Genomic DNA, 17,401 nt, shown 5'->3' with positions numbered 1-17,401 from the left:
CTCGTCCGGTCGGGACACTCGATGATTCCCTGGTGGGTGGACAGATCACGGCAAAGGCACACACTGTGGTGGCCAGTCAGTGCCTGGGTCACACCCTGGATGGAAACCATCCCTACAAGTATCAACGACAGTGCCTCGGGTTAGTGTTGTCTGGGACAAGCACGGGCCGCGCACCCAGCGGCCGGGATGGAGGAATCACCATGGTCGAACGGATATCGGGCACACCCGGGACCGTCGGTGCACCGCAGACTCCCGCCCTGGCGCCCACCGCAGCCCAGACGTCGCCGGACAATCCCTGGCCCCTGGCCCTGCTGAGCTCCAATATGAAGCGCTACATCGACAAGATGTCGGCGGTGTGGATCGAGGGACAGGTCATCGAGTTCAATCGGCGCGGCAAGGTCTCGTATCTGACCCTGCGCGATTTGAACGATGAGATGTCTCTGCCCGTCCAGGTCTTCAACAACGTCCTCGACAGGATGCCGACGCAGCCGCAGGAAGGCGCCCATGTCATCGTCAACGTCAAGGCGGACTTCTGGCTGCGTGCCGGACGCCTGTCGATGCGGGCCAATGACATCCGCGCCGTGGGATTGGGCGACCTGCTCGCACGCCTGGAACGCCTACGGGGACAACTGCGCAACGAGGGCCTGTTCGCGCCCGAGCACAAGCGCCGCCTGCCCTTCCTCCCCTCCCGCATCGGACTGATCACCGGACGGGATTCCGACGCCCAGAAAGACGTCGTGCGCAATGCCACGCTGCGCTGGCCGGCCGTGGAATTCGAGATCCGCAACGTGGCGGTACAGGGCAATGGCGCGGTGCCCCAGGTGATTGCGGCCATGCAGGAGCTCGACGCCGACGAGGCGGTGGACGTCATCGTCATCGCCCGTGGCGGTGGCAGTTTGGAGGACCTGCTGCCCTTCTCCAATGAGGCGATGATCCGTGCGGTGTACCAGGCCACCACGCCGGTGGTATCGGCTATCGGGCACGAGGCGGACAACCCGATCCTCGACGAGGTCGCCGATCTGCGCGCCTCGACGCCCACGGACGCCGCCAAGCGGATCGTGCCGGACTACAACGAGGAACAGCTGGGCATCCTGCAGATGCGGGCGAACCTCGACGGTGCACTGGCCAGGCTGCTCGACCGCGAGGCCCAGGGACTCGCATCGGTGCTGAGCCGTCCGGTGTTCGCCCAGCCCTCCAGGTTGATCGACGACCGTGCCGCTGACGTGCTCACCTGGCGCGACCGGTCCACGCGCGCCATGTCGGGCCTGGTGGACGGCGCCCGGCTGACGATCGACGGCCTGCGCACCCAGGTCCGATCCCTCTCCCCACTCAACACCCTGGCACGCGGCTATGCCGTGGTTCTGGACCCCAGCGGTGGTGCGGTGCGCGACGCGGCGCACGTCTCCCCGGGTGACGCCCTGTCGATCACCGTGGCCAGGGGCAAGATCTCCGCGGACGTCACGGCGACCAGCCTGCCGGACCCCACTGAACCACCCACCGCCCACTGACATCGTCGAACCAACGCGAAAGGCACTCATCATGAGCGAACCCTCACAGCAGACCACCCCGCAGCCCGTACCGCCCGTGGAAGACGTGGCTTCGTTGAGCTACGAACAGGCGCGCGAACAGCTGGTCAACACCGCTCAGCGATTGGAGGCGGGCAATCTGACCCTGGAGGAATCACTGTCCCTGTGGGAGCGGGGGGAGGCATTGGCCGACCGCTGCCAGGCATGGCTTGACGGCGCCAGGGACCGGCTGGAGAGCGCCCAGGCCGCTCGCCGCTCATCCATGGATTCGCCCGAATAACACCGGGACCGCAGCCGGCCCGGCGGCTACTTCTTCGTCTGTTCCACGGCCTGCTGGGCGAAATCGGTGAAGCTCGTCCAATCGGCGGTACCGAGGAACACCAGGGTGGACTTGGCGACGGTACCCGTGAGGATCTGCTTCTGATTCGGGGTCTCGTACCGGGTGAAGGTCACACCGCCGATCCTGTCCTCGCCGATGGGTGCCATGTTCTCCGCCTGTGACTTCACCCATCGCTCATCGCCCTTGGCCTGCCTGATCGACACCCACTGGTCATCGGGGCCCAGCATCGAGACGTACCAGGTATCCAGGGTGGGCGAACCCATCTGGCTGACCCCCGCATCATTGGCATGCCAGCCACTCGGAAGTTCGGGGACGAACAGCTTGAAGGGCAGTCCGCTGGACTGCTGGGCCGCCTGCCCGACGTCGACGGTGCGCTCACTGGCGGTGTCCGGTTTGGGCGCCATCATGACCGCGAACAGCACAACGATCATGCACGCTGCCAAGGCGATGACCATGTTCACCCAGTTGTAGGTCCGGCGGATCTCCCGCATTTCGGCCCTGGAACCGGGCTTGGGCTTCTTCTGCTGCTGTGTCGACACCCCTCTATTGTGCCAAGTTCCGCTGGGAACCTACAGCCGACGGCCGGTCATATGTGCCACTCCGGCGGGAAATGAATCATATGGAGGTGGCACAATTGGAATCATGAGCGAATCTCACGCACAGCACACCCCCACGGAGAAGGCCCACCACAACGGAGGTCGCGCAACGGAGGAACCCGTTGCCGTGACCGACGAATGGACCCAGCGCCTGCAGGTGTCCGAAGGCCAACCCGACCGCAACCTGGCACTCGAACTCGTCCGAGTGACCGAAGCCGCCGCCATCGCCGCCTCCCCCTGGGTGGGCCGTGGCAACAAGCTGGCCGCCGATGGCGCCGCCGTCGCCGCGATGCGCAACGTTATCTCCACCGTCCACATGAATGGCACTGTGGTCATCGGAGAGGGCGAAAAGGACGAGGCCCCCATGTTGTTCAACGGCGAGACCGTGGGCGACGGACAGGGTGCCAACTGCGACGTCGCAGTCGACCCGATCGACGGAACCACCCTGACTGCCAAGGGCATGCCCAACGCGGTGTCCGTTATGGCGGTCTCCGACGGCGGATCGATGTACGATCCGTCCGCCGTGTTCTACATGGACAAGCTGGTCGCAGGGCCCCAGGCGCGCGACTACGTCGATCTGCGCCTGCCGGTGGCCGAGAACATCCGGCGCGTCGCCAAGGCCAAGGGATCACCCGACGACATGTCCTCGGTCACCGTCGTGGTGCTGGACCGCCCGCGTCACGACACTCTGATCGAAGAGATCCGCGCTGCCGGGGCCCGGATCAAGCTCATCTCCGACGGCGATGTGGCCGGCGCCATCGCCGCCTGCCGCCCCAATACCGGTATCGACCTGCTGATGGGCACCGGCGGCACCCCCGAGGGCATCATCACCGCCTGTGCCGTCAAGGCCCTCGGCGGTGTGATCCAGGGACGTCTGCACCCCCAGTCCAAGGAGGAGCGCCAGGCCGCCATCGACGCCGGACTCGACGTCGACGCGGTCCTGACCACCGACGACCTGGTGACCGGCGACAACACCTACTTCGTCGCCACCGGCATCACAGACGGCGACCTGCTCGACGGCCTGCGCTACGAAGACGGCCGGGTGCTCACGCACTCGCTGGTGATGCGCTCGAAGTCGGGGACCGTGCGCAGCGTCTACGCCGAACACCGCCTGGACAAGACCCATTCCTACGTCGAAGCGGCCAGGGAAGCGGCACGCCGCGGCCTGGTCTGAGGAAACAGCCGTGTCGACCATCCCCCCTCTCAAGTCCGACCACAATACGCCGCGCAAGGTCCTGGAGCGCCTGCTCCAGGGCAATGAGCGCTTCGTCAACAACACCCCGGAGCACCCCAATCAGGACGCCGCCCGCAAGCACGCCCTGACCGGGGGGCAGCACCCCTTCGCGACCCTGTTCGGTTGCGCCGATTCACGGGTCGCGGCGGAGATGATCTTCGACGTGGGCCTGGGCGATATGTTCGTTGTGCGAACCGCCGGCCAGGTCACCGACGCGGTCACCCTGGGCAGCCTGGAATACGGCGCGGTCAGCGTGGGGACCCCGCTGTTGATCGTGCTCGGTCACGACTCCTGTGGAGCCGTGACCGCGGCGATCGAATCTTACGATTCAGGTACCACACCCGAGGGCTTCGTCGCAGACATCGTCGCCCGGCTCCTGCCCACCGTCGTCGAATCCCGCAAGGCCGGCCACCAGGACGTCAACTCGACCGTGGCGTTGAACACGATCAACACTGCCCGAATGCTCTACAGCCGGTCCCCCGTCCTGGCCCGCCAGGTCGACGCCGGCAAGCTCATCATCCTGGGCATGACGTACAGTCTCGACGACGGCCACGTGCACATCGTCGAACGCATCGGCGCTACGGCCCCCACGGACTGAACCCAGACCACCCTCGATCAGTAGTTTCCACCGACCACATCAAAAGGAGTAACACGTGAGCGAAGAGTACCGCATCGAACACGACACCATGGGTGAAGTGAAGGTCCCGATCAACGCCCTGTACCGTGCGCAGACCCAGCGCGCGGTGGAGAACTTCCCGATCTCCGGCAAGACCCTGGAGCGCCAGCACATCGCGGCGCTGGGCCAGGTCAAGAAGGCCGCCGCCCGTGCCAACGAAGAACTGGGCGTGCTCGACGCACAGCGGTCCAAGGCGATCCAGGACGCCGCCGACGTCGTCATCGCAGGCGATGTCGACGGCGACTTCCCCATCGACGTGTTCCAGACCGGTTCCGGCACCAGCTCGAATATGAACACCAACGAGGTCATCGCGACCCTGGCCAGCCGGGCCCTGGAATCCGCCGGCGTCGAGGTCCACCCGAACGACCACGTCAACGCCTCCCAGTCCTCCAACGACGTCTTCCCCACCTCCGTGCACGTGGCCGTCACCGGCGCCCTGGTGGGCGACCTGGTCCCCGCCTTCGAGCACCTGGCGACCTCGCTGGAGGCCAAGGCCGTGGAGTTCAAGGACATCGTCAAGTCCGGCCGCACGCACCTGATGGACGCCACCCCCGTCACCCTGGGCCAGGAATTCTCCGGTTATGCCGCGCAGGTCCGCTACGGCATCGAGCGGGTCCATGCCAGCCTGCCGCGCGTCGCCGAGGTCCCCCTGGGCGGCACCGCCACCGGCACCGGCATCAACACGCCCGCCGGCTTCTCGGCCCGCGTCATCGAGCTGCTGGGCGAACAGACCGGCCTGCCGATCACCGAGGCCCGCAACCACTTCGAAGCACAGGCCAACCGCGACGGTCTGGTCGAGGCCTCCGGCCAGCTGCGCAACATCGCCTACAGCCTGATGAAGATCTGCAACGACATCCGCTGGATGGGATCGGGCCCCAACACGGGCCTGGGCGAGCTGCACATTCCCGATCTGCAGCCCGGTTCCTCGATCATGCCCGGCAAGGTCAACCCGGTCATCTGCGAGGCCACGATCCAGGTCGCTGCACAGGTCATCGGCAACGACACCACTGTGGCATTGTCGAGCACGAACGGCGCCTTCGAACTCAACGTGGGCATCCCCGTGATGGCAGCGAACCTGCTCGAGTCGATCCGTCTGCTGGCCAACGCCGCGAGCGTGATGGCGGACAAGATGGTCGACGGGCTGATCGCCAATGAGGAGCGCGCCCGCTTCCTGGCAGAGGCCTCACCGTCGATCGTGACGCCATTGAACAAGGTCATCGGCTACGAGGCGGCGGCCAAGATCGCCAAGCACGCCGTGGCCAACAAGCTCACGGTCAAGGAGGCGACGATCGATCTGGGCTATGTCGCCAATGGGACCGTCACCGAGGCGCAGCTGGATCAGGCATTGGACGTGATGACGATGGTCGGCGACTACAACCGCTGATCGCCCACCGGCTCATCCGCTGACGAGACGCGGCCGCCGAGGTTCTTAGAACCTCGGCGGCCGTGTCGCGTCAGTATGCTCCCGGCAGCCGGGCTACTTCCCGTAGCGCCTGCCCCGGGAGGAGAAGTCGCGCACCGCGCGCAGGAAATCGGTCCGGCGGAAATCCGGCCAGTAGACCTCGCAGAAGTAGAACTCGGAGTACGCGCTCTGCCACATCATGAAACCCGACAGCCGCTGTTCCCCCGACGTCCTGATGATGAGGTCGGGATCCGGCTGGCCCTTGGTGTAGAGGTGTTCGGAAATCCTCTCGGGGGTCAGATCGTCGATCATCTGCTGCATGCTCAGGCCCGCCGCCTGCGATGAGCGCATCCAGGACTTCACCGCGTCGACGATCTCCTCACGCCCTCCGTAGCCCACTGCCACGTTCACGGTCAGCCGGGCCCTGCCGGTCGCAGGAGTGCGCTGCTGGGCGGCGGCCAGTTCGCGACGCAGGTCGTCGGGCAGCAGTCGCAGGTCACCGACCAGTTTGACGGCATAGGACTCCGTGTCGGCGATCTGATCGACCAGATTGGAGATGATCCGCTTGAGCGGACCCAGTTCCGACTCGTCCCTGGTCAGGTTCTCCTTGCTGAGCACATAGAGTGTGACGACGGAGATCCCCAGTTCCGAACACCATCCGAGGAACTCGATGATCTTATTGGCGCCCGCCTGATGTCCGTGCGCCGTCGTCGTGCCGAATTCCCGGGCCCAGCGGCGATTGCCGTCGGTGATCACCCCGACATGGTGAGGGATGGCATCGGTGCGGGCCAGCTGCCGAAGCACCTTGCGTTCGTACATCCGATACAGCCACGCGGGCCGGTACATATGAGTCCTCTCCATGCCGACCACACGGCCGACGATCCTGCACAAGCCTACCGAATGTCCCGCGGTACCCGTGACGGTACCGTGCTTTCGGATCGGGTATTCCCAGACTCCGCTGCTACGCTTGGTTCATGACAGGAATCCCCCAGGCACCGGCTCCCACCCCCGATCGGCACACGGGGCACGCCCGACTCGCCGAACCAGTCCCCGCCGCCGGACGCCGCCATCGCGCCCTCATGCACGAGGTGCGCAAGCTCATGGGTCAGGCCAAGCCCAGTTGGCGCGGATGGATCCATGCAGGGGCCTTTCCCGTGTCGGTGCTCGGCGGCCTGGCCCTGGTCATCCTCTCGCCCACGATCGCCTCCCGGCTGGCCGCCGCGGTGTTCGCGCTGACCGGCATGATGCTCTTCGGCACCTCGGCGGCCTACCACCGAGGGAAGTGGCGGATGCGCATCCGGCTGCTGCTGCGCCGGATGGACCATGCGAACATCTTCCTCATCATCGCCGGGACCTACACCCCGTTGGCCGTCCTGCTGTTGCCCCTGAAGAGCTGCATCATCCTGCTGTCCATCATGTGGGCGGGCGCGATCGCCGGGGTGGTCTTCCGACTCGTCTGGACGGCGGCCCCGCGCTGGCTGTTCGTGCCGGTCTACGTGGGCATCGGAGTCGCGGGCGTCGGCTATGTGCCCGCCATGTGGGCCGCACACACCGCGGTGGGCATCCTCATCGTCACAGGCGGCGCCCTCTACATCGCAGGCGCCGTGGTCTACGGGGTCAAGCACCCCGACCCCGTGCCCACGGTCTTCGGCTTCCACGAGGTCTTCCACACGTGCACGGTGCTGGGCTACGGCTGCCATCTGGCAGCGGTGCTGGTCGCGGCCGTGGCCGCCGACCTCCAGCTGCTCTAGCCGGCCGTTCTAGCCCCGGTTCCCGTCCTCCGGGTCCTCGGCCCCGGCTGCACCCTCGGTCTCGTCTCCGACCGTCCGCTCGTCGGCCGGCGGCAGATCGCTGCGGTTGGGCACGGCGTGCGGGCTGCGCAACGGGATCGAGTACTCGGTCTCCGCATCGTCGCGTGCCCGCACCCGGCGGACCCGGCGCATCGCATCGCGCATCAGGAAGATCGCGGCGATGACGATCAGGATCGTCACGACGAACCCGATGGTCCCCGGGGTGACTTTCGCCGCATCGGGATAGGACACGCCGCCCGTCGTGGGAGTCGGAGTGGCGGCGGCCAGCGCCAGATACAGATCGCTCACTGCAGACCCTCCGGTTCACGCCAGCCGTTGGCGTCGACGATCGCATCGAGCCGGTCCTCGGGGACCCGGTGTCCCGCATCGTCGGTGACGCCGGCGAACAGATCCGATTCCACATAGTCCCGGTGTTCCAGGGGACCGCGGCCCGTCGTGTCCACGACGAGTTCGAAGTCCTCGGTGGGCAGCACGCGCTTGGCGGCCCGTCTGGTCGCGGAGAAGAACCCGCCCTGCGGGTCGATCTGGGTCCGGTGCGCCAGCAGTGCCTGTTCGGCGGTGTCGACGAAGGGCCCGCAGGTGATGACCGTGGACAGCCAGGAATCCCGCTCCAGCCGGCCGGCCCAGTGTTCGAGGATCTCGGTGAAGGGCGATTCCAGACCGCGAGCGCGCACGGTCTCGTCCAGCAGGCGCCACTTCTTCGGTGACAGGTCCTGGTTGTAGTACACCTTCTGGACCTGCCAGGCCGCGCCGAGCTCCGGATGGTAGTCCGGCTGTGCCGCCGCCTCGACCGCCGCCATCGTCACAATGTGCGCCTTGATGTGATCGGGGTGCGGGTAGCCGCCCTGTTCGTCGTAGGTCGTCACAACCTGCGGCCGGAACTGCCGGATCAGGCCGACCAGGGGTCGGGCGGCTACATCGGTGGGCACCTTGTAGAAGCAACCATGCGGGGTCTGGGTTTCGAAGTCGCCTTCGGGCAGCCCCGAGTCGACGAAACCGATCCAGCGCTGCTCGGCGCCCAGGATCGCGGCCGCATTGGCCATTTCCTCGCGCCGCAGTCCGGCGATGTCCCGGATGGCCGCCGGTGACTGCGCTACAGCTGGGTTGAGGATGTCACCGGCCTCGCCGCCGGTGAAGGTGGCGATGAGCACCTGAGCGCCCAAGGAGGAGTACAGGGCGGTGGTACCGGCTCCCTTGGAGGATTCATCATCGGGATGGGCGTGCGCCGCCAGCAGGCGCAGTCCCTCATACGGCCGTTCGTCCAATCGGTTCACACTCACATCCAGGTCCGTGCAGGGGCGTAAAAGTTCCTCCCCTAGACTAGTACGCGAGTGCCGCGCGGGATACAGTAGCGTACCCTTTGCAGCTCTAGACATCGGTCCCAGCATTCGGAGAATACGACGAATTCCTCACTCGAGGCCAGGTACGGCCGCACCACGCACGCACAGGCGGCACCCACCGCTGCCACCGCCACCCGACGCCGCCGCATGGTCGTCATCACGGCCGTGCTGCTGGTGCTGTTGACCGCCGCGGTCGCCTGGCTCTCCTTCTGTCCCAAGGGCAGCCCCCAGACGGCGACGAACGTCGGGTACTCGGTCCCCGACGACTCCCGCACCGAGGTGACCATCGCCCTGGTCCCCGATGCGCATAGGACCACCAGATGCGGAGTACAGGCCAAGAGCGTCCAGGAAGCGGTGGTCGGTTACCGGGAGGTTGACATCGCGCCCGACCCACAGGCGGACAAAGCGAATCCCGTGCATGTCACCGCCCATCTGCGCACGACTCAGAAGGCCGTGCAGGGCATGTTGGACCGCTGCTGGTACGTGGTAGAATAAAAGTTCAATGTTTATCCCGGGTGACCCTGTTCACCCGGGATAAACCATTGCTGGGGGCCTGCACATTCGATCGGGCCCGACACTGTCCATCTACAAGGAGCGATCATGACCGAGCAGTCCGCTGAGACCACATGGCTGAGCCAGGCGGCATACGACCGTCTGTCCAAGGAGCTCGAAGAGTTGTCCGGCCCCGGTCGCCAGGCTGTCGCGGAACGCATTGAGGCCGCCCGCGACGAAGGCGACCTGAAGGAGAACGGCGGTTATCACGCAGCGCGTGACGAGCAGGGCCAGCTGGAGGCCCGCATCCGCCAGCTGGAGGTGCTGCTGCGCAACGCCGAAGTCGGCGAGGCCGATTCGGACACCAGCATCGTCACCCCGGGCAAGGTCGTCGTCGTGACCCTGGGCAAGAAGGACCGCCGGTTCGTTCTGGGCTCGCGTGAGCTGGCTGGCGGGGGCGAGGACGTCGAGGTCTTCTCCGAGAAGTCTCCGCTGGGCACAGCCGTCAACGGTGCCAAGGTCGGTTCTACGGTGTCTTATGAGGCACCCAATGGACGTACGATCGAGGTCACCATCAAGTCGGCCGAGGCCTTCTAAGCACAGAACGCCGAAGAGACGGGGCGGGCCGGGACACAAGTCCCGGCCCGCACCGTCTCTTCTGTGCAGTCTGCCCGCCTAACCGCGCGCCGCCCGCTTGGCTTCCTTCTTCCGCCGCTTCTCCTCCTTGGCGGCAGCGGCTTTCGCCTGGTTCTCCGCGATCGGATCACGACCGGCCAGCGACTGCACCACCGTGTTCCCGCACGCCACCAGGGGCACCGCGAACAGGGCACCCAGAATTCCGAACATGAAACCGCCGGCCGAGACCGCCAGGACGACGGCCAGCGGGTGCACGGAAACGGCCTTGCCCATCACGAAGGGCTGCAGGACATGGCCCTCGATCTGCTGCACCGCCAGGACAACGATGAGCATGATGACGGCCGAGACGATCCCCTTGGACACCAGGGCGACGACGACGGCGACGAAGCCGGTGACCACGGCACCGACGATCGGGATGAACGATCCCAGGAACACCAGCACCATGAGTGGGATGACCAATGGGATCTGCAGGCAGATCGCACCGATCCCGATACCCACGGAATCCACCGCCGCGACCAGGATCTGCACCCGCACGTACTGCACCAACGACCACCAGCCGGTCACCCCGGCCTTGTCCACGCGGTCCCTGGCCCGTGCAGGCAGCAGGCCGACCAGCCAGGGGAAGATCTTGTGTCCGTCATAGACGAAGAAGAACGTGGTGAACAAGGTCAATACCAGGCCCGTCATGAAGGTGCCGACGCTGCTGGCAGCGCCCAGGGCCCCACTGGCGATCTCCCCGCTCTGTGATTCGAGTACGCTCGTGACCTTCTCCAGGCCCATGTTGACGTATTCGGACAGGCGACCCGAATCCAAGCCCCAGGGATTCGAGCCCAGCCAGGTGGAAATCGCCTCGACGCCCTCTTTGACCTGATCCCACAGGCTGGAGAACCCCGCATAGATCTGCTGGCCCACCAGGGTCAACAGGCCCAGCACCACGACGATCATGCCGACGAACACAGTAGCGGCGGCCAGGCCACGCGGCCACCCGTGGCGCCCCAGCAAGGCCGCCATGGGCGTGAGCAGGGCCGACAACAGCAGGGCGATGAGCACCGGCATGACGATGATGTCGACCTTGGACAGCAGATACAGGGCGACGAAGGCCGCCGCCACGATGACCAGGCCCCGCCACGACCAGGCAGCGGCCAGGCGGACTCCGGAGGATACATAGGGACCCTCGCCCTTTGGCGAGGTCGACTCCGAGGAGAACTCAGTGTGCTGTTCACTCATGGACCCAGCATACGGAGATCGGCCTATCCGCGCACGCTAGACTTGAGATCCCGGTAAGGAGGAGCCCGAATGAAACGCAGCGCGCGCACGGCACTGGCGGTGGCCGCGGCCGGACCCATCGTCCTGGGTGCCGTCAGCGGACTGTTCTACCGGCAGTCCCAGCGACTGCGCCGGGCCCTGGCCGTCGATTCCGAACGCCTGGTGCCCGTCCTGCATGAACTCCACAGCGCGCACGGCCCCGCGCGCCCGATCACCGACGACGACGGCGACACACCTGCCCTCGCACTCCTCGGCGACACCTGGCTGGCCGGAAACGAAGCGGTCCGCCCCGGCCGACTCATCGCCAGTGGCCTGAGCCGGATGCTCGAATCACCTGTCCGCCTGTCCGATCAGGCCTCCCCCTCCGCCAGGGCCGAGGACGTGGCCGCACAGGTCGCGGATCTGCTGCGCCATCACGGTATGCGACGCTCCAAGACGGGTCCGTCGGCTCCCCGCTACGCCGTCGTGTCCATGGGTATGAACGATGTCATCCACCCGGTAACGGGGTCACTGAGTCTGCCGGTGCTCACCAGCGCGATCTCCCGGTTGCAGCGCGAGGGCGGCTACCGCATCATCGTCCTGACCTGCCCGGATCTGGGCGGACTACCGCAGGTCAAACGGCCCCTGCAGGGCGTGCTGCGCCGGTCCTCCCGCGTGCTCTCGGGTTCCCAATGGGTCACCACCGCGGCCGCCGGGGGCCTACCGGTGTCCATCCACCAAAGCCTCGCCGGCACCACCAGGGTCGGCCTGCTCAGCCATTCCGGCTTGGCCCCCAGCACCCTGGGCTTCCAGCAGATCGCGGCGACCGTGCTCAGCCGGATCGCCCACGACCGGGGTCTGGTCGTCGTCTCGACCCCGCCACAGTCCTGTGAAGGAGAAGAATGAACCGCGTCGTCCTCGCATCCTCGTCCCCGACCAGGCAGGCCATTCTGCGCGCCGCCGGCATCGCCCCTCTCATCCTCGTCCCGGATGTGGACGAGGACGCGGTGACTGCGGCCGAGTCCCCCGGCTCGGTCGCCGAACAAGTTCAGATCCTGGCCGATGCGAAGTCGGCGGCGGTCCTCGAGCGGCTCACTGCGGACCCCCGCCCCGTTTCCACCGCCCCCGGTGACGTCCTGGCCGTCATCGCGGCGGACTCCCTGCTCGAACTCGACGGGCGGCCGATCGGCAAGCCACACACCGCCCAACGTGCCAGAGAGGTGTGGCATGCCATGGCCGGCCGGACCGCCCACCTGCACACCGGCCATGTGCTCACCCGGCTCGAATCCGGGCCCATGGGTCTGCAGCGGATCGGCACACAGCGGGCGACCAGCACGACCACCGTGCACATCGGCCGGATCACCGATGCCGAGCTGGAGGCCTATATCGCCACCGGCGAGCCCCTGGAAGTCGCAGGGGCGCTGACGATCGACGGCTATGGCGGTGCGTTCGTCGACTCCCTCGAGGGTGATCACCTGGGTGTCCTCGGCTTGAGCCTGCCCACCCTGCGACGCATGTCGGCGGCTCTCGGCCTGGCCTGGACCAGCCTCTGGGACACGCCCGGGAGCTGAGTTCGGCGGGAAAGTTTTACGACCGACCTTTTGTCGGGTGGCGACAAGGCCTTGGACCGAGGAACTACATTGTGGTCGTTCCCACTCATCGGTTCAGGAGTTTTGATGGTCGACTTACAGGACTACTCGACGGACGTCATCCGACGCCCCTTCACCAGGGTGCTCATCGCCAACCGCGGCGAGATCGCACTGCGCGTGATTCGCGCCTGCCACGATCTGGGCCTCAAGGCGATCGCCCTCTACACCTCCGCCGACGCCGCCGCCGATTACGTCGAGCTGGCCGATGATGCCTGGTTGCTGCCCGGCACCACAGCCGCCGAAACCTACCTCGACATCCCCACCCTGGTCGATCTGGCCCAGCGCGCGGGCGCCGAGGCCGTCCATCCCGGCTACGGCTATCTCTCCGAAAGCCCCGACTTCGCCCAGGCCGTCATCGACGCCGACCTCGTGTGGGTCGGTCCGCCGCCGGCTGCCATCGCCCGCCTCGGCGACAAGTCCGGCGCCAGGGCCGTGGCCCAGCGGGTGGGAGCGCCCATCACACGGGGCTCCGACGGTCCCGTCGCATCGGCCGCCGAAGCGCTCTCCATCGCCGAGCGGATCGGTTATCCGGTCGCGGTCAAAGCCGTCTACGGCGGAGGTGGCAGAGGTTTCCGCACGGCGGCCTCGGCCGCCGAACTGCCCGAGGCGCTGGCCAGCGCAGCCCGCGAGGCCAAATCCGCCTTCGGGCGCTCCGAATGCCTCATCGAGCAGCAAATCGTCAAGCCCCGCCACGTCGAAACCCAGTGCATGGCCGATGGGACCGGCCGGGTGCTCGTCGCCTCGACCCGTGACTGCACCCTGCAGCGACGCAACCAGAAGGTGCTCGAGGAGGCCCCGGCCCCGCACCTGAGTTCCGAACAGCTGGACACGATCACGCGGGCCTCTCAGAGGATCCTCGCGGAGGTCGGATATGCGGGCGCCGCCACCTGCGAATTCCTCTTGGGCTCCGACGGCCGCCTGACCTTCATGGAGGCCAACGCCCGGATCCAGGTCGAGCACACCGTAACCGAGGAGGTCACCGGCGTCGACCTCGTGACCTGGCAGCTGCGAATCGCCGCCGGCCAGACCCTGCCGGAAACCTTCCCAACGCCCCGCGGACACGCGATCCAATTCCGCATCAACGCCGAGAACCCCGCCCAGAACTTCTTCCCGGCCACCGGCACCATCTCCCGCCTGCGCGAGCCTGCCGGGCCCGGGGTACGGATGGATTCCGGGGTGCGCCAGGGCACCGTCGTCGGCACCGACTTCGATCCCATGCTCGCCAAGCTCATCGTCACCGGGCCCGACCGGGCGACCGCCCTGGCCAGGGCCCGCCGGGCCCTGGCCGAGTACGCACTCGACGGGGTGGCCACGCTCCTGCCCCTGCACCGGGCTCTGCTCGAGGCGCCGGCCTTCACCACCGACTTCACGGTTGACACGAAATGGCTGGAGACCGACTTCATGCCCGGCTTCACCGCCGACAAGGTCGCACCGGGCACCGCGGCGCCGGCCGACGAGACTACCGACGTGGTCGTCGAGGTCGACGGGCACCGGCTGACCGTCAAGGTCCCCAGTGCTCTGCTGACATCTGTGTCCGGCACTACGGTTCCCGCCCGCCCCACCGGACTGGGTGGCTCCCGGCTGCGCCGACGCGGCTCGAACCGGACCGACGATGCGAGCGCCCTCACCGCTCCGATGCAGGGCACGATCGTCTCCGTCAACGTCACCGACGGCGATACCGTGTCCGCGGGAGACACCCTGGCGGTGATCGAGGCCATGAAGATGGAACAGCCGCTGAAGGCCACGCACGACGCCGTCGTGGCCAGCGTCGGAGTCTCCTCCGGAGACACCGTGAAAGCAGGCACCCCCATCGTCACCTTCGCCTGAGCAGAACACACAAAGCGGCCGGGGCCGGGGATGATCGTTCATCCCCGGCCCCGGCCGCGTTCTACGCCTTTGTTCTCCTGCTCAGCCGCGGTGGTGCAGTTTGCGCGCGGCCTCGGTCAGGGAACCCGACAGCGAGGGGTACACGGCGAACGAGGAGGCCAGCCGGTCGACGTTGATCCGGTTCTCCACCGCCAGGGTCAGGGGCATGATGAGCTCACTGGCCTTGGGACCCACCACGACGCCGCCGACGATCGTGCCTGATCCACGGTTCGCGTAGATCTTGACGAAGCCCTCGTCGATTCCCTGCATCTTCGCCCTGGCGTTCGTGGCAAGCGGCTGCATGACCACCTCGACCGAGTGCCCGTTGTCGCGCAGATCCGCCTGGGTGAACCCGACGGTCGCGATCTCCGGGGCGGTGAACACATTCGAGGTGACATTGCGCAGTTTCAACGGGGCCACGGCATCCCCGAGCGCGTGCCACATCGCAATGCGCCCCTGCATCGCGGCCACCGATGCCAGGGGGAATACCGGCGTACAGTCGCCGGCGGCGTAGATCCCCTGCCGCGAGGTCCGGGAAACCCCGTCGACGACCACATGGCCGGAGGGTTCGACACTCACACCTGCGCGCTCCAGACCCAGGTCCGCGGTATTGGGGATCGAACCGACCGCCATCAGGCAGTGAGAACCGCGCACCTTGCGCCCATCGGCCAATTCGACCAGGACCCCATCGCCGTCGCGCACGACGGACTGGGCCCGCGAACGGGAGAGCACGTGCATGCCGCGCCGGCGGAAGGCCTGTTCCAGGACCTCGGCCGCGTCCTCGTCCGTGCCGGGCAACACCCTGTCACGGCTGGACACCAGTGTGACCTCGGCGCCCAGGGCGTTGTAGGCGGAGGCGAATTCCGCACCCGTGACGCCGGAGCCGACCACGATGAGGTGTTCGGGCAGTTCGTCGAGGTCGTACAGCTGCTTCCACGTCAGGATCCGTTCGCCATCTGGCTTCGCGGAGTCCAGTTCGCGGGGGCTGGCCCCCACCGCCAACAGGATGGTGTCGGCCCGCAGGGTGTATTCCGTGCCGGTGTCCTCGACGACGCCCACCTCGTCACGACCGGTCAGGGTACCGGTGCCGTGGATGATCTTGACGCCCGCATTGATCAGCCCCTCCTGGATGTCGGCGGCCTGCGCTGCGGCCAGGTGTTTGATCCTGGCATTCATCACGGCGATGTCCGGGCGCACGTTCATGCTAGGACTGACCGGGGCGTCCGCCTCGGTGGGGCCCGAGGAGGTCAGTCCCAGGGTCGCGGATTCGCTGATCTCCACCATGCGCTCGGCGGTGGCGATGAGCGACTTCGAGGGAACCACATCCGTGAGCACCGCCGCACCGCCGGTCTGTCGCCGTTCGACGAGCATGACGTCGGCACCCAGCTGAGCGGCGACGAGCGCGGCCTCATAACCACCGGGCCCGCCACCGATGATGACAACACGATTCTGCGAAGGATCAAGAACGTTATTCACGAATCCATTGTCCTACAGGCGTGCGCATCGGCGCAGTTCAGGTGGTGATAATCTCGCCGTGCTCGCGATGCAGGACGCGGATCTTCTCGTAGTTCTTCGCATTGCCCAGAACCCTGGCGATGTCCTTCTCCCCCATGGCACGGCGGACCTTGGCGGGGACCCCTGCGACTAGCGACTCCGGCGGGATCACCGCGTCCTCGAGCACCACCGCGCCGGCTGCGATGAGGGATCGGGAACCGATGTGTGCCCTATTGAGCACCGTCGCGCTCATCCCGATCAGGACGTCGTCGTCGACCGTGCACCCGTGGACCAGGGCGCGGTGACCGATCGATACCCTGGCCCCGACCGTCACCGGCTTTCCGGGGTCCGAGTGCATGACCGTGTTGTCTTGGACATTCGAGCCCTCGCCGATACTGATCGTCGACCCTTCGGCCCGCAGCACGCACCCATAGTAGACAGCTGCTCCCGCCGCCAACCGGACGTCTCCGATCAGGGTGACTCCGGGAGCCACGAAGGCTTCGGGGTGAATCGTCGGGGCCACGCCGTCGATCGCTATCAGGGTCACATCGGCCAAGTCGCCCGGCCGTCTTTTCGCTCCATTGCTCATAGGGGATACATAAGCAGGGAATGACGTGGAGCACAAGCTTCGAAGTGGATGCGGAGTTTGTCAGAAAGTTCACACAGCCCACCTCTTGTGTGCGTCCGCGCACATGTGTGAACCTTAGGGGGTACGAGATCTGCGGATCATCCCGCAGGTCTCCTGTTTTTGTGGGCGCTAGGGCGCACACAGTCGTTTGATGAAAGGACACCATGGACTGGCGTCATCGTGCCGAATGCCTGAACGAGGACCCCGAACTGTTCTTCCCCATCGGGAACACGGGGCCGGCGCTTCTGCAGATCGAAGAGGCCAAGAGTGTCTGCCGCCGCTGCGAGGTCGCCGAGACCTGCCTGCAGTGGGCTCTGGAGACCGGCCAGGACGCCGGCGTCTGGGGTGGCCTGTCCGAGGACGAGCGCCGCGCCCTCAAGCGCCGCGCTGCGCGCGCCCGCCGCGCGGGCTGAGCGCACTCGGCTGGCTACCCGGCGTCTGAGCGCCGAATATATGACTGGGCCCC

General features: G+C 66.7%; 19 protein-coding genes. 12 read left to right on the top strand and 7 right to left on the bottom strand.

Going from position 1 to position 17,401, the window contains the following annotated elements; translation table 11 throughout:
- Positions 1-200: 200 nt before the first annotated feature.
- Both xseA and NQ036_RS09755 read left to right on the top strand, forming a co-directional pair.
- Positions 201-1,508, top strand: a complete 1,308-nt coding sequence (xseA, locus tag NQ036_RS09760; protein ID WP_257058534.1) for an exodeoxyribonuclease VII large subunit — start codon at positions 201-203, stop codon at positions 1,506-1,508.
- Between the two features lie 31 nt (positions 1,509-1,539).
- Positions 1,540-1,806: an exodeoxyribonuclease VII small subunit gene (locus NQ036_RS09755; RefSeq protein WP_257048660.1), complete on the top strand. Its 267-nt coding sequence runs from the start codon at positions 1,540-1,542 to the stop codon at positions 1,804-1,806.
- Positions 1,807-1,832: 26 nt separating this feature from the next.
- On the opposite strand, the gene NQ036_RS09750 is transcribed toward NQ036_RS09755, so the two are convergent.
- Entirely contained in the window at positions 1,833-2,405 is a 573-nt protein-coding gene (locus NQ036_RS09750) for a DUF4245 domain-containing protein (protein ID WP_257058531.1), read from the bottom strand.
- A gap of 103 nt (positions 2,406-2,508) precedes the next feature.
- On the opposite strand from NQ036_RS09750, the gene glpX reads away from it, so the two are divergent.
- From glpX to NQ036_RS09735, 3 genes are read left to right on the top strand one after another with little or no spacing between them, the layout of a single operon-like run.
- Entirely contained in the window at positions 2,509-3,636 is a 1,128-nt protein-coding gene (glpX, locus tag NQ036_RS09745; protein WP_257058530.1) for a class II fructose-bisphosphatase, read from the top strand.
- Between the two features lie 10 nt (positions 3,637-3,646).
- A complete protein-coding gene (locus tag NQ036_RS09740; RefSeq protein ID WP_257058528.1) occupies positions 3,647-4,294 on the top strand; it encodes a carbonic anhydrase in 648 nt (215 codons plus the stop codon).
- Between the two features lie 55 nt (positions 4,295-4,349).
- Complete coding sequence (locus tag NQ036_RS09735) at positions 4,350-5,756, top strand: class II fumarate hydratase (RefSeq protein ID WP_257048664.1); 1,407 nt, start codon at positions 4,350-4,352, stop codon at positions 5,754-5,756.
- A gap of 93 nt (positions 5,757-5,849) precedes the next feature.
- Here the strand turns inward: NQ036_RS09735 and NQ036_RS09730 are convergent, their stop codons facing one another.
- A complete protein-coding gene (locus tag NQ036_RS09730) occupies positions 5,850-6,620 on the bottom strand; it encodes an isoprenyl transferase (RefSeq protein ID WP_257048665.1) in 771 nt (256 codons plus the stop codon).
- Between the two features lie 128 nt (positions 6,621-6,748).
- Here NQ036_RS09730 and NQ036_RS09725 point away from each other — a divergent pair, with 128 nt between their 5' ends.
- On the top strand, positions 6,749-7,525 hold the full coding sequence (locus NQ036_RS09725; RefSeq protein WP_306440015.1) for a hemolysin III family protein: 777 nt from the start codon (positions 6,749-6,751) through the stop codon (positions 7,523-7,525).
- 9 nt (positions 7,526-7,534) lie between these two features.
- Here the strand turns inward: NQ036_RS09725 and NQ036_RS09720 are convergent, their stop codons facing one another.
- Both NQ036_RS09720 and mca read right to left on the bottom strand, forming a co-directional pair.
- Positions 7,535-7,873 carry a hypothetical protein gene (locus NQ036_RS09720; RefSeq protein ID WP_257058526.1) on the bottom strand — a complete coding sequence of 113 codons (339 nt, stop codon included), beginning with the start codon at positions 7,871-7,873 and terminating at the stop codon, positions 7,535-7,537.
- Positions 7,870-8,859: a mycothiol conjugate amidase Mca gene (gene mca / locus NQ036_RS09715; RefSeq protein WP_373566585.1), complete on the bottom strand. Its 990-nt coding sequence runs from the start codon at positions 8,857-8,859 to the stop codon at positions 7,870-7,872. Before mca ends, NQ036_RS09720 begins: the two co-directional genes overlap by 4 nt.
- Positions 8,860-9,072: 213 nt before the next feature.
- On the opposite strand from mca, the gene NQ036_RS09710 reads away from it, so the two are divergent.
- Complete coding sequence (locus tag NQ036_RS09710) at positions 9,073-9,420, top strand: DUF4307 domain-containing protein (protein WP_257058523.1); 348 nt, start codon at positions 9,073-9,075, stop codon at positions 9,418-9,420.
- A gap of 105 nt (positions 9,421-9,525) precedes the next feature.
- Positions 9,526-10,014, top strand: a complete 489-nt coding sequence (gene greA / locus NQ036_RS09705; RefSeq protein WP_257058520.1) for a transcription elongation factor GreA — start codon at positions 9,526-9,528, stop codon at positions 10,012-10,014.
- A 78-nt stretch (positions 10,015-10,092) separates the two neighbouring features.
- On the opposite strand, the gene NQ036_RS09700 is transcribed toward greA, so the two are convergent.
- Entirely contained in the window at positions 10,093-11,280 is a 1,188-nt protein-coding gene (locus NQ036_RS09700) for an AI-2E family transporter (RefSeq protein WP_257058518.1), read from the bottom strand.
- Positions 11,281-11,349: 69 nt separating this feature from the next.
- Between NQ036_RS09700 and NQ036_RS09695 the strand changes: the two genes are divergently transcribed.
- The 3 genes from NQ036_RS09695 (at position 11,350) to NQ036_RS09685 (ending at position 14,774) form a co-directional block, all read left to right on the top strand.
- Positions 11,350-12,204, top strand: a complete 855-nt coding sequence (locus tag NQ036_RS09695) for an SGNH/GDSL hydrolase family protein (RefSeq protein WP_257058516.1) — start codon at positions 11,350-11,352, stop codon at positions 12,202-12,204.
- Positions 12,201-12,869: a nucleoside triphosphate pyrophosphatase gene (locus tag NQ036_RS09690; protein WP_257048674.1), complete on the top strand. Its 669-nt coding sequence runs from the start codon at positions 12,201-12,203 to the stop codon at positions 12,867-12,869. Before NQ036_RS09695 ends, NQ036_RS09690 begins: the two co-directional genes overlap by 4 nt.
- A 105-nt stretch (positions 12,870-12,974) precedes the next feature.
- Complete coding sequence (locus tag NQ036_RS09685) at positions 12,975-14,774, top strand: biotin carboxylase N-terminal domain-containing protein (protein WP_257048675.1); 1,800 nt, start codon at positions 12,975-12,977, stop codon at positions 14,772-14,774.
- Between the two features lie 81 nt (positions 14,775-14,855).
- Here NQ036_RS09685 and NQ036_RS09680 read toward each other — a convergent pair whose 3' ends face one another.
- Together NQ036_RS09680 and NQ036_RS09675 are read right to left on the bottom strand one after the other, a co-directional pair.
- Complete coding sequence (locus NQ036_RS09680; protein WP_257058514.1) at positions 14,856-16,289, bottom strand: NAD(P)H-quinone dehydrogenase; 1,434 nt, start codon at positions 16,287-16,289, stop codon at positions 14,856-14,858.
- Positions 16,290-16,326: 37 nt separating this feature from the next.
- Positions 16,327-16,896: a gamma carbonic anhydrase family protein gene (locus NQ036_RS09675; RefSeq protein ID WP_257048677.1), complete on the bottom strand. Its 570-nt coding sequence runs from the start codon at positions 16,894-16,896 to the stop codon at positions 16,327-16,329.
- Between the two features lie 203 nt (positions 16,897-17,099).
- Here NQ036_RS09675 and NQ036_RS09670 point away from each other — a divergent pair, with 203 nt between their 5' ends.
- Positions 17,100-17,348 carry a WhiB family transcriptional regulator gene (locus tag NQ036_RS09670; RefSeq protein ID WP_257048678.1) on the top strand — a complete coding sequence of 83 codons (249 nt, stop codon included), beginning with the start codon at positions 17,100-17,102 and terminating at the stop codon, positions 17,346-17,348.
- The last annotated feature ends 53 nt before the right edge of the window (positions 17,349-17,401 follow it).

It is taken from the genome of Brevibacterium sp. 91QC2O2, assembly GCF_024580695.1.
Lineage (GTDB): Bacteria > Actinomycetota > Actinomycetes > Actinomycetales > Brevibacteriaceae > Brevibacterium > Brevibacterium moorei.
The sequence above is the reverse complement of the archived record's forward strand: the minus strand, read 5'-3'. Positions and strand labels throughout refer to the sequence as shown.

What these genes read in the sequence shown, in the direction of transcription:
- xseA (WP_257058534.1), top strand. Translation starts at nt 201, where the DNA reads ATGGTCGAACGGATATCGGGCACACCCGGGACCGTCGGTGCACCGCAG.
- NQ036_RS09755 (WP_257048660.1), top strand. Translation starts at nt 1,540, where the DNA reads ATGAGCGAACCCTCACAGCAGACCACCCCGCAGCCCGTACCGCCCGTG.
- glpX (WP_257058530.1), top strand. Translation starts at nt 2,509, where the DNA reads ATGAGCGAATCTCACGCACAGCACACCCCCACGGAGAAGGCCCACCAC.
- NQ036_RS09730 (WP_257048665.1), bottom strand. Translation starts at nt 6,620, where the DNA reads ATGTACCGGCCCGCGTGGCTGTATCGGATGTACGAACGCAAGGTGCTT.
- NQ036_RS09725 (WP_306440015.1), top strand. Translation starts at nt 6,749, where the DNA reads ATGACAGGAATCCCCCAGGCACCGGCTCCCACCCCCGATCGGCACACG.
- NQ036_RS09710 (WP_257058523.1), top strand. Translation starts at nt 9,073, where the DNA reads ATGGTCGTCATCACGGCCGTGCTGCTGGTGCTGTTGACCGCCGCGGTC.
- greA (WP_257058520.1), top strand. Translation starts at nt 9,526, where the DNA reads ATGACCGAGCAGTCCGCTGAGACCACATGGCTGAGCCAGGCGGCATAC.
- NQ036_RS09700 (WP_257058518.1), bottom strand. Translation starts at nt 11,280, where the DNA reads ATGAGTGAACAGCACACTGAGTTCTCCTCGGAGTCGACCTCGCCAAAG.
- NQ036_RS09695 (WP_257058516.1), top strand. Translation starts at nt 11,350, where the DNA reads ATGAAACGCAGCGCGCGCACGGCACTGGCGGTGGCCGCGGCCGGACCC.
- NQ036_RS09690 (WP_257048674.1), top strand. Translation starts at nt 12,201, where the DNA reads ATGAACCGCGTCGTCCTCGCATCCTCGTCCCCGACCAGGCAGGCCATT.
- NQ036_RS09685 (WP_257048675.1), top strand. Translation starts at nt 12,975, where the DNA reads ATGGTCGACTTACAGGACTACTCGACGGACGTCATCCGACGCCCCTTC.
- NQ036_RS09675 (WP_257048677.1), bottom strand. Translation starts at nt 16,896, where the DNA reads ATGAGCAATGGAGCGAAAAGACGGCCGGGCGACTTGGCCGATGTGACC.
- NQ036_RS09670 (WP_257048678.1), top strand. Translation starts at nt 17,100, where the DNA reads ATGGACTGGCGTCATCGTGCCGAATGCCTGAACGAGGACCCCGAACTG.